Below are 11157 nucleotides of genomic sequence, written 5' to 3' on the forward strand. Positions count from 1 at the left end.
TGGTTTTGAAGTAATTGGATATAAATACATACTCATCGTCAATACTTACATGCTTTAATCGAACAAAGGCCATGTAGATAAATAATCCAAATATCACCAAGACAAAAGATGCAGATAATGCACCTGCATATTTACCTTCTGTAATTAGGCCTGCAATGGCGAATGTAAATGCCAGATAAAAAATAGAAGGTACAATAAATTTTAAAAAGATTGTCGCATTTGATGATATCTGCGTTTTTTTCATGGTTGTAGTGAGTTGTATGGCGTAATATAGCTATTCCTGCCTTAATTTGTTGCTTCCATGGTACCCTGACTTAGTTGTTGCATGGTCCGCTTTTGTTAGGATTCCTTTGATTCCTTCATTGTCAATAATAGCAAGAAGGCTGTTAAAGGTCGACCTGTTCTTATTTTGGTTGCCCACATTATTACACAATACCAAGCTTCTGACTTTGTTCCTTGCATTCCAAAACACCCCATTAATCAGTGAAAAATATGAACATAACCAACATTAGGGTGTTAATTAAACTGTTTGTTGATAAAAATATTTATTGAATGAAAATTGAGGGTATTTGAGAAGCTTATTCAATTTTGATCAATTTTTTAATGAAATAGGTGTTAAAATACCCCGATTTTGATTAATTAGGCTTATAAATTTAAATAATGGGTCTTAAATGATCCATGAAATCAAATTTTTACTACTTTTACGAAAAATCAAATTTACACTACAACCACTATGGCACACTTACGCTTCAAAGCACTTGATCTGGCAAATAACAGAACCAGAACTAAAGTAGAAGTATCAGGAAAAATTTCAGATTTCTTTGGCCAGGATGTTTTTGGCCTTCGCGAAATGCAAAGCCTTCTTGCACCGGATGTTTACAAAAAGGTGAAAAAGGCTATTGATGAAGGTACAAAAGTAGACGTAGAAACTGCAGATGCAGTGGCCTCTGCGGCTAAATCCTGGGCATTGACCAAAGGCGCTACCCACTATACACACTGGTTTCAGCCACTTACCGGGTCAACAGCAGAGAAACACGATACATTTTTTGATGCATCTACAGGTATCGAAAAGTTTAAAGGTTCTGCATTGGTTCAGCAAGAGCCTGATGCATCGTCTTTCCCAAGTGGAGGTATAAGAAGTACTTTTGAAGCCAGAGGCTATACTGCCTGGGATCCAAGTTCTCCTATGTTTATTTATGGTGTAACACTTTGTATCCCTACAGTATTCGTTTCTTACAACGGTGAAGCTTTGGATAATAAGACACCATTGTTGAAAGCGGTAGAAGCAGTAGATAAAGCAGCAACTAACGTATGTCAGTTGTTTGATAAGAAAGTTACAAGAGTAAAAGCTTCATTGGGTTGTGAGCAAGAGTATTTTGTTATTGATAAAGCTTTGTATGCCGCACGACCTGACCTTGTAATGGGCGGAAGAACGGTATTCGGACATAACCCTGCACGTGGTCAGCAGCTTGATGATCACTATTTTGGTTCTATTCCTCCAAGGATCTATGACTTCATGAAAGGTTTTGAAATAGAGGCTTTGAAGTTGGGTATCCCTGTAAGTACAAGACACAATGAGGTTGCTCCAAGCCAGTTTGAAGTAGCTCCGTTGTTTGAAGATATTAACATTGCCGCTGACCACAACCAGTTATTGATGGATGTGATGTCAAAAGTAGCTGAAAGGCACCGTCTTAAGGTGTTGTTCCACGAAAAGCCGTTCGCAGGCCTTAACGGAACAGGAAAGCATAACAACTGGTCGTTAATCACCAATACAGGTGTTAACTTGTTCCAGCCAAGCTCAAGCGCCAGGGAAAACCTGTTGTTCCTGATTTTCTTTGTTAACACCATTAAAGCTGTTTACGAACACGCCGACCTGCTTAGGGCCAGTGTGGCTTCTGCCGGTAACGATCACCGTCTTGGGGCAAACGAAGCTCCTCCGGCTATTATGTCCGTATTCATAGGTTCTCAGTTGACCGCTGTACTGGACGAGCTGGAGAAAAAAGGAAATGTGAAGGTAGGTAAAGGTGAAAATATGTACATGAAGCTGGGTATTGACAAGATACCACCAATCATTCAGGACAATACTGACAGGAACAGGACTTCACCTTTCGCATTTACCGGTAACAAATTTGAGTTCAGGGCAGTAGGAGGTAATGATAACTCTGCATCTTCTATGACTGTACTGAACGCCATAGTAGCGGATCAACTTACGGATTTCTACGAGGCCGTTCAGAAAGAGATCAAGAAAGGTACTGAGAAGAGAATGGCTATCGTGGCCATACTCAGAAAATACATCAAGGAATCTAAAGCCATACGTTTCGAAGGCGACGGATACTCTGACGAGTGGGTAAAAGAAGCCGAAAAAAGAGGCTTATCTAATATTCAGGACACGCCAAGAGCACTTGATGCTTACCTGACTGACAAATCAAGAAAAGTATTTAACAGACATGCTATCCTTACTGACAGGGAGCTTGAAGCCAGAAATGAAATCCGTTGGGAAAGCTACATCATGAAGATCCAGATTGAATCAAGGGTGATGGGTGACCTGGCGCTTAACCATATCGTACCTACGGCTATAGCATATCAGAACAAGCTGATCCAGAATGCCAACGGACTTAAAGGTTTAAATATTTCCAATGCCGGTGTGATCAAGACCATTGAAAGCATCTCTGGTTATATAGAAACCATTCAGAGCGAAGTTCATAACATGATAGAAGAGCGTAAGCGCCTCAATAAAGTCGAAGACCTGAGAGAGAAGGCGATAGGCTACTGTGATGATGTGAAAATGAAATATTTTGACAAGATCCGTTACGCAGTTGATAAACTCGAAATGCTGATCGATGATGAGGATTGGCCTCTGATCAAATACAGAGAAATGTTATTTTTGAGATAATAACATAAACCCTTCAAAAAAGCGGATGGAATTATTTCATCCGCTTTTTTTGTTACTTGCATGGAAATTGCACCTATAACATATTATGGAATTGATAAAAGCAATAATGAAAGATAAGTTGTTCTATGTGGTTTTAGCCGCTATTCTCGTGGTAAGCAGCGCTATGAATTTCAATGAAAGCCATAATGCAGACCTGCTTCAGGAGTACTACCAGCCTGTAGAGGCTTCTGATACGCTGGAAACAGAGAGCGTAGAGGAAAAGCAGGAAATAGTTATGACGCTGAGAGATAGCCTTGTAGATTATGCCCTTACTTTACAGGGGAGGCCATACAAATACGCCGGCAAAGGCCCGAATGTGTTTGATTGCTCAGGCTTTACCTGTTATGTTTATAAAAACTTCAATTTTCAACTCCCCGCTTCTTCGTCACTCCAATCGAAATTTGGTGTAGAAACAGTAACTGAAGAAGTGAAGAAGGGTGACTTATTGATATTCAAAAGCCCAAGGCCAGGCGTTAACAGCGTAGGGCATGTGGGTATGGTTGTGTCTAATGAGAATGGTAAGATCAACTTCATCCACAGCTCCACCCGAAGAGGTGTGGTTATAGACAGCCTCAGCCATAAGCATTATAAAGCCCGCTATCTGGGCGCACGTAGAGTATTAACTGATTAAGCCCATTCACAAAATCTTTCAGGCAGAGTCTTCTGGTTTGTAGAAGACTCTGCCTTTATAATATAATAAGCTTGCCCTAAAACAAGTGTTCTCCTATATTTACCAGGTTTGTCAACTGCTATCAATAACTGTCTTTCACGCATAGATTCGAAATGTTAGTGTTTTACACTGAAAATTCCGATTGATCCTTATTCTGCGTAAGCAATGATTTTTTCCTTTAGCCGTATCTTTTCCTGATGGGTCTGGTCATGGTGGTAAATATCTTCCCTGAAATTTATCAAGCCGTTTTCATCTACCCAGGCTGACCAGTAGACTATATGAACAGGTATCTCTTCATCCAAAATTACATTTTGTGTTTTTTCGGAATCGATGTACTTGTTAATTTTCTTTCTGTCCCAGTCAAGCACATATTCGGCAAGCTCCAGGGGCTTTTCTACCCGGATGCAACCGTGGCTAAAAGTCCGTTCTTTTCTGTAAAACAGATGGTGTGCCGGAGTATCATGCAGGTAAATGAACTGGCTGTTAGGCATCATAAATTTTATCCGTCCCAAAGAGTTCGTAGGTCCCGGGGCTTCCACTATGCGAAATGTCCAGTTTGTGCTGTCTATATCATCCCAATCCACGTCCTTTTGCTTTAGCTGTTCCGAATTGATAGACCAGCCATCATAAAGTTGCAGGTTACGGCTTTCTAGGTAGTCTTTTTCTTTTTTTATCCTGGGGAGCATTTCTTCTATAGCGATTTCTGTGGGCACGGTCCAGGTAGGGTTGAAAACCACATACTCCAGAGTGTCGCTAAATACCGGAGTCTTTTTATAGTTGGTGCCCACAATTACCTTCATGGAAAGCTCTGCCTTATTTTTGCGCATCACCTTAAGTTCATATGCAGGGATATTGACCAGGATATACTGATCACCGAAATCCTGTTGCAGCCACCGCATTCGCTCCATATTAGTCTCAATCTTATCGATCCAGTAGAATAGGGGCATGTTAAGGAGAGCCAGGGTTTTCTGATCTATTTCACCTGTTGGTTCCAGCCCATTGATGGTTTGAAAGCGCTTCACAGCCTCTGTGGTACTTTTATCGTATACGGTAGAGTCTTCCAGGTTTATGTCAGTATTTTTCCAAAGGGCGAGGCGCTTTTTGGCTTTTACTACCTCGTAGCCCTGATCATTGGCCTGTAAGGGTTGCCCTATTTCCGGAATATCATTACCAAGTGCCTGCCGTAAGTATACCAGGTAGTCCCGTAGCAGGGCGTATTGTTTATGGGAAGGTTCCAACTCTTTTAGCGATTCTTTGATCTCATTTTGTTTAATAGCCTTAGCTAAATGCTCAGAAAGGTCTTTTTTACGGCGCGGGGCAAACCACTCTTCTTTTTCATTGGGGTCTATCCTGCCGGATAACAAATGAGAGCTGTAAGTGAGGTATGAAGCTGTAAGTAGAAAATCCAGTTGGGCTATGTCCTTGAAGCGCACGGTATCCTCTTCCCGCATTTTTTCTTTGAATTTTTTCGTTTTGATCAGCTTTCGGCGCCATTTTTTTCGTCTCAACTTCTGGCTTTCGATGTTGTATATGGAGCTTAGCAGTTCCTCAATTTCTTTCGTGTCATAGTTCTCCGGCTTTAAGCCGTTTTCTGCTGCATTGTCCAGTGCCTCAAGCAGTTCATCTGCCTGTTTTTCAGGCTCCTCGAAGTTGAGCCAGGCCAGGTTATATTCCCGCTCTTTGTAGAAGTCATCAAACTCACCGTGCAAGTAATTCCTCACATCTTTGTCAGGAAAATAGGTCTGAGCATTAATAGAATCACTTCCGATTTTGATTAGCGATCGTATTTTGTCATTCTTGATCTCAAAGTCTGTTTTGTTAGAGCAGGAAAATAAGGCTAAACATATAAAAAAGAGTAAAAGTATAATCTGCTGAGGTTTTATCATGTGTTGTTTTTGACTTAAGAAATACAAAAGCAATACCATAAGCAAGTGGGTGTATTTAGAATCGAGCTTAAACCCTGTGGAGCTGATGGTTCAGAAATAAAACTAGCAATATGAAAGCTTATCTTTTGAAAATCATTAAACCCCGTCTATTGTTTTTTTATGCTGGTCTGCAAACTGCTTTCGCCGATTTTTCACTAGTCCCTGCCTGCCAAACACAAGGACGAAAAGTTAGTGTTTTTTCCGGAAATTCTGCCTGATCCTGTATTAGTTCAGTTCATCCAGGTGTTTTAGTATTGCTTTTTTTATTGACTCCGGCCGGTTCCACGGTATAAAATGGGTGGCGTTTTTTAGCATTACTATCTCTACCTCTGCGGCATTTACCAGCATTTTTCCGGCAAACTCAGCATTGCCCGGAGGCACAAGGCTATCTTCTTTTCCCTGAATAATGGTAACAGGAGTCAGGATGTTCTTCCATAAAGGCATCATTTTCTTCAGCTCTTTTTCAAGGTGATAGATCTCAGCATTGGCAACATACAAAGATGTAGGTACAAGCCAACTTAGGAACGGGGTGTTGAGAGGTATTCTCCACCAGTCTTCATTGGGCTCCAGCGCAGGGTCTATGGAAGGGGCCACGAGGATGAGTCCATTTACCAGTTCCGGGTAGTCCATGGCTAGTCTTGCTGCTACCGGGCCTCCCAACGAATGACCGACAAGCACTACTGGCCCTGGTCTTTTTTCAAGCAATGGTTTTAGCAGGCGCGCTTGTTCTTTCAGCGCGATAACAGGATTGCCAAATTCTGATCTGCCGTTTCCCGGCCGGTCAGCAGCTATAAGGTAAGCTTCTTTTAATAGCGTAGAGTCTGAAAAATAACTTATAAAGGCAGTCCAGGAACCGGGTGCGCCATGAAGAAATATAACCGTAGGTTGTTCTGCATTTCCTATGGCAGCATAGTTGATGGTGTACTTATCCTGGTTGTATTGAAGAAGTAATGGTTCCCGAGGTTTGTCAGCAAAGTAATCCCTGATTTCACTTTGGCTCATTCTTATGCCCAGGCACCCTTCTGAAATCTGAATTAAAAGAAAAATACCCAACACATAAAAAGGCAGCTTCGTGAGCTTTCTATGTGCCGGGTTGTTCTTATTTTTTTGCCAGTATTTGATTATACCTCTCAGAGTTGTTTAAGATCTCAATGGCCTTCAAAATATCCTGATCGCTGTCAAATGTTGATTCTACCGAGCCTTTTTCCAGATAGTACCTCGAGGTGATTTCATCTTCCAGCATGGCCACGATCTGATGTTTGAAATCTGTCAGGTCATTTTTCTTGCTGGCTGCCAGAGTACTTTTTACATCGGCCAGTCTTTCCTTAATGTCCTCGTAGTACTTTTCTTTTTTTGCGTTTTTAGTCAGCTCCTCAAGCTTCTTTTCAACCTGTGTGGTGTAGCTGTAATCTTTGTCGGATAACCATGCGGTAAAAGCCTGGTATTCTTCATCAGAAAGCCTGAAGTTTTTGGCGTCTTCAATAGCATCATGTTCAAAATGATACTTGGTAGCGTAGTCAAAAATATAGCCTTTTGTAAATAAGGAGTGAACAATAGGAGACAGGGATTCTTTTTCCACTTCAATATCCGGATCAATGCCACCGCCGTCCATAACGGCTCTGCCGTTGGTGGTTTTGAATTCCATTTTCATGGAATCGGGCACAGCGCCTACACTACCGTCTACATTTCTGAAGGAGTAGTCAAGAGCTTGTATACAGCGGCCGCTTGGGGTGTAATATTTTGCTGTAGTTACCTTTAGTTGCGAATTATACGAAAGCGGCCTGGTGATCTGTACCAGTCCCTTTCCGAACGATTTCTGACCAATAACCACTCCGCGGTCATAATCCTGTATGGTGCCGGCCACAATTTCCGAAGCCGAAGCACTGCCACTGTTGATCAATACAGCCAGAGGTATTTCTTCGTCTATAGGGTTGTTTAAAGTTTTGTAGGTGGCATTGTTTTCAGTGAGTTTACCTTTGGTAGATACCACTTCCTGGCCTTTGGGCAAGAATACATTGGTGATGTTTACAGCCTCCATTAATAACCCTCCCGGATTACTCCTTACATCCAGAATGATCTTTTTTGCGCCTTTATCTTTCAGCTCACTCACTGCATTCCTTACCTCTTTTCCTGCCTGCATGGTAAATTCGGTGAGCTTAACATATCCTATGTCTGATGATACCATGCCGTAGTAAGGTACATTGCTGATCTTTACTTTTTCCCGTTTAAAGTCCAGGGTTAAGGGGGTTGTGTTACCGTACCTTAGCACAGTGAGCGAAACAGGTGTGTTGGCTTGTCCCTTCATCAGTTCACTGGTTTCTTCCCTTGACAGCTCCCTTACATCTATGTCATTAATTTTGATTACTTCATCTCCGATCTTTAGTCCGTTTTTTTCGGCAGAGTAGCCCTCCATGAGCATTACTACCTTAATTTTGCCATTTAACCGGCTGGTAATCGCACCTATACCTCCGTATTGTCCTGTGCTTTGCGTTCTAAAGTTTTCAATATCATCCTCCGGTATATAATTGGTATAGGGATCCAAAGATGCGAGCATGGCATCGATACCTGTTTTTATAACCTTGTTCGGATTAATTTCATCAACATAGAGGGCATTTACTTCTTTGAACAGCGTTGCAAAAATGTCCAGGTTTTTGGCAATTTCGAAGTATCGGTCACTGGGGCTGGAGAAAGACAGGGCTATGATGATAATCAAAGAGCCAATGCCCCATACTTTTATTTTTCTGTTTCGGAGAGTCATATAATTGTATTCGGATTGTACTTATAAAGTAACACTTTTATAAGCCATAAATGTTCAGATTAACGGATCATTTACCGGCAAAGTTACTTTTTGAGTACTTATTAATAAAAAAGCCGTTCAGGCTAAACCGAACGGCCTCTGTTCAGGGGGGTAAATATACCGGTTAATTCATATTTAGATAATGGTCATGCCCTTGTAAACCCGCGACTCACTTAAATCTTCAAATGCACCCCTGTATGTAATGCGTCCTCCCCAGTTATCGCTAATCCGGGCAGTGGCGTTACCAGTAGGTTGAATACTTAAATACATTGTAGAGTGCCCCAAAACAGGAGAATTGAACATGATTGTGGCGTTAATGGAATGGCTGTCACTTTCTTCGGTAACCTCATATTTTGTGATTCTGCCATTGATGGTTAACCCTCCCAGGCCGTTATATCCCGGGTGCATACCTCCGGCTGTCTGTACCGTGACCTCATCACCCTCGACTTTTATAAAATTGGTTATAGGGGTTACATTGTAGGTGAAGCTATTTCTGCTTTGCAGGGTTGTAGCTTTAATGGTGAAGCTTTTGTCATTCAAAAGTTCGAGAAAACCTTCTTTATTCTCGCTGTACTGCTGCTCCCTTGCTTTCTTCTTCTCAGCTCTTTCTGCTTTTTTTAGCTCTTTTGCAGTGGTTTGAGCCATTGTGATACTGGCAGAGCACATAAGCGCTACTGCCAGTAATACTATATTCAATCTTTTCATAATATTAACATGCTTATATAAATACTCAATTATTAGAGTATCAATAAGAATGCCAATATTATGTTTATACTAACTGCTTCAGGTTGTAGCGGTAGATCTCTTCCAGGTCTTCCACTCCTTTGATAGTCACACCCAGTTCTTTTATTGTACCGGAATCAAGGCCATATACCCAGGCGTGAACGTGAAGGTCGCGCTCACTCCATGCCTCCTGTACAAATGAAGTACGGGCCAGGTTGGAAGCCTGCTCTATCACATTGAACTCTACCAGCTTGTTCGCCCTTTCGGTTTCATCCTCTATGGCATCCAGTACACTTGAGTGCTTTTGGTAAACATCTTTTATGTTTCTTAGCCAGTTGCTTACCAGGCCGGCATTGTTTTTAGACATGGCCGTAAGTACACCTCCACAACCATAGTGACCGCATACGATAATGTGCTTTACTTTCAGTACCTGCACCGCATACTGCAGTACACTAAGAAAGTTCAGGTCAGTATGTACTACCATATTGGCCACATTCCTATGCACAAATATCTCACCTGATTGAGTGCCTGTAATTTCATTGGCAGGTACGCGGCTGTCAGAGCATCCAATCCATAAAAACTCAGGACTTTGCCCTTTGGCAAGGTTTTTAAAATAAGTAGGGTCCAGGTTTAATTTATCCTCAACCCATTTTTTGTTACCTTCTATAAGCCTGTTGTATGATTTTTCCATTGTCCTATATTCTTTATTGTTAATTTAATATTTTTATGTTTAGCAGTTTCTAAGAAGTTCTGAATTACTTCTTTTACGTCATGATCGATATTCTTAGAGTTTGTTCCGTCGATTAACACTTCTGAGTCCTCAGGAATATTTCTCAAAGTCAATAACATACTTCCTTTGTTCAGGAATGTCATTTCTTCTGATAAGCGAATGTTGATCTTTTTACCTTGACCATTGTCTTCACTATTGTAGTGAAATGCTGTTCTGTAATTGTTCCTGAGAATGTAAAATATGGAGAACACCATGCCTATTCCGATTCCTCGTAGCAGGTCCGTGAACAGAATGGCCAATACTGTAATTACGAAAGGAACAAACTGGTCCCATCCCAGCGCATACATGTTTTTGAATAATGAAATTCTGGCAAGTTTATAACCTACTACCAATAAAATGGCCGCCAATGATGCCAGTGGGATCATATTGAGGATGTTCGGAATAAAAATTACTGTAATGAACAACAAAACGCCGTGTATGATAGCTGATAGCTTGGTTTTTGAGCCTGAATCTATATTGGCAGAGCTTCTGACAATCACCGAGGTCATCGGCAAGCCACCGATCAAGCCACTTAGTATATTTCCTACACCCTGAGCTTTTAGCTCTCTGTTGGTAGAAGTTATCCTCTTCTGAGGGTCCAGCTTATCCGTAGCTTCAATACAAAGCAGTGTCTCAATACTGGCTACAATAGCGATTGTAAGCGCTACTACATATACCTGAGGGTTTGTAATTGCTGAAAGATCCGGAGTGGTAAAAAGTCCCAGGAACTCAGAAAAGCCCGATGCCACCGGCAAGCTCACCATATGGTCTTGCGCCAGTGCCAGATTAGGCGCTGCAGCAGCGAAGAGCTGGTTAAGTACTATACCGATTACCACGGCGACTAAACCTCCGGGAACAATCCTGAAAAATGTAATTTTCTTTAGCTTCGGTCTATCCCATAATATTAAAACCGCCAGTCCCAGTAAACTTATAATAATGGCACCTGGTTGGAGAGCGCCCATTGCATTAATTAGTTCCGAGAACGTGTTTTCGCCATCAGCCTGCATAAAGGCATCATCGCCTTCATAATCTGCATCGTAGCCCAGAGCGTGAGGGATTTGTTTTAGTATGAGTATAAGGCCGATGGCTGCCAGCATACCCTTAATTACTGAAGAGGGGAAGTAGTGACTTACTATACCGGCCTTCAGGAACCCTAATAATAGCTGAATGGCTCCTGCCAAAACAACAGCCACCAAAAACGCCTGGAATGATCCCAAGGACTCGATGGCTGCCAGCACTATCACGGTTAAACCCGCTGCAGGACCCGAAACACTTACGTTCGATCCACTCAGCGCACCAACTACTATACCACCAACTATACCTGTGATCAGTCCGGAAAAC

9 protein-coding genes are annotated in these 11157 nt (G+C 41.8%); 2 read left to right on the forward strand and 7 right to left on the reverse strand.

What is annotated here, in order from left to right:
- A partial coding sequence (locus E1163_RS07470; RefSeq protein ID WP_221417958.1) for a hypothetical protein occupies positions 1 to 244 on the reverse strand: 244 nt, incomplete at its 3' end.
- A 489-nt stretch (positions 245 to 733) separates the two neighbouring features.
- Between E1163_RS07470 and E1163_RS07475 the strand changes: the two genes are divergently transcribed.
- Both E1163_RS07475 and E1163_RS07480 read left to right on the forward strand, forming a co-directional pair.
- Positions 734 to 2893, forward strand: coding sequence for a glutamine synthetase III family protein (locus E1163_RS07475; RefSeq protein WP_155170813.1), 2160 nt, complete (start codon positions 734 to 736; stop codon positions 2891 to 2893).
- 106 nt (positions 2894 to 2999) lie between these two features.
- Entirely contained in the window at positions 3000 to 3563 is a 564-nt protein-coding gene (locus E1163_RS07480; protein ID WP_185156006.1) for a C40 family peptidase, read from the forward strand.
- A 188-nt stretch (positions 3564 to 3751) separates the two neighbouring features.
- Here E1163_RS07480 and E1163_RS07485 read toward each other — a convergent pair whose 3' ends face one another.
- The 6 genes from E1163_RS07485 to E1163_RS07510 form a co-directional block, all read right to left on the reverse strand.
- Positions 3752 to 5488: a L,D-transpeptidase family protein gene (locus tag E1163_RS07485; RefSeq protein ID WP_185156007.1), complete on the reverse strand. Its 1737-nt coding sequence runs from the start codon at positions 5486 to 5488 to the stop codon at positions 3752 to 3754.
- A 264-nt stretch (positions 5489 to 5752) separates the two neighbouring features.
- Entirely contained in the window at positions 5753 to 6529 is a 777-nt protein-coding gene (locus tag E1163_RS07490; RefSeq protein WP_155170816.1) for an alpha/beta fold hydrolase, read from the reverse strand.
- 97 nt (positions 6530 to 6626) lie between these two features.
- Complete coding sequence (locus E1163_RS07495; protein ID WP_155170817.1) at positions 6627 to 8285, reverse strand: S41 family peptidase; 1659 nt, start codon at positions 8283 to 8285, stop codon at positions 6627 to 6629.
- A gap of 174 nt (positions 8286 to 8459) precedes the next feature.
- Positions 8460 to 9029: a DUF4251 domain-containing protein gene (locus tag E1163_RS07500; RefSeq protein ID WP_155170818.1), complete on the reverse strand. Its 570-nt coding sequence runs from the start codon at positions 9027 to 9029 to the stop codon at positions 8460 to 8462.
- A gap of 64 nt (positions 9030 to 9093) precedes the next feature.
- Positions 9094 to 9738 (reverse strand): carbonate dehydratase, encoded by a 645-nt coding sequence (gene can / locus E1163_RS07505; protein WP_155170819.1) that lies wholly within the window; start codon positions 9736 to 9738, stop codon positions 9094 to 9096.
- The coding region (locus E1163_RS07510) for a SulP family inorganic anion transporter (protein ID WP_155170820.1) at positions 9711 to 11157 on the reverse strand (1447 nt) is incomplete at its 5' end. The genes E1163_RS07510 and can, both read right to left, overlap by 28 nt.

The organism is Fulvivirga kasyanovii, from assembly GCF_009711405.1.
Lineage (GTDB): Bacteria > Bacteroidota > Bacteroidia > Cytophagales > Cyclobacteriaceae > Fulvivirga > Fulvivirga kasyanovii.

What these genes read in the sequence shown, in the direction of transcription:
- E1163_RS07480 (WP_185156006.1), top strand. Translation starts at nt 3,000, where the DNA reads ATGAAAGATAAGTTGTTCTATGTGGTTTTAGCCGCTATTCTCGTGGTA.
- E1163_RS07500 (WP_155170818.1), bottom strand. Translation starts at nt 9,029, where the DNA reads ATGAAAAGATTGAATATAGTATTACTGGCAGTAGCGCTTATGTGCTCT.
- E1163_RS07495 (WP_155170817.1), bottom strand. Translation starts at nt 8,285, where the DNA reads ATGACTCTCCGAAACAGAAAAATAAAAGTATGGGGCATTGGCTCTTTG.
- E1163_RS07490 (WP_155170816.1), bottom strand. Translation starts at nt 6,529, where the DNA reads ATGAGCCAAAGTGAAATCAGGGATTACTTTGCTGACAAACCTCGGGAA.
- E1163_RS07475 (WP_155170813.1), top strand. Translation starts at nt 734, where the DNA reads ATGGCACACTTACGCTTCAAAGCACTTGATCTGGCAAATAACAGAACC.
- E1163_RS07485 (WP_185156007.1), bottom strand. Translation starts at nt 5,488, where the DNA reads ATGATAAAACCTCAGCAGATTATACTTTTACTCTTTTTTATATGTTTA.
- can (WP_155170819.1), bottom strand. Translation starts at nt 9,738, where the DNA reads ATGGAAAAATCATACAACAGGCTTATAGAAGGTAACAAAAAATGGGTT.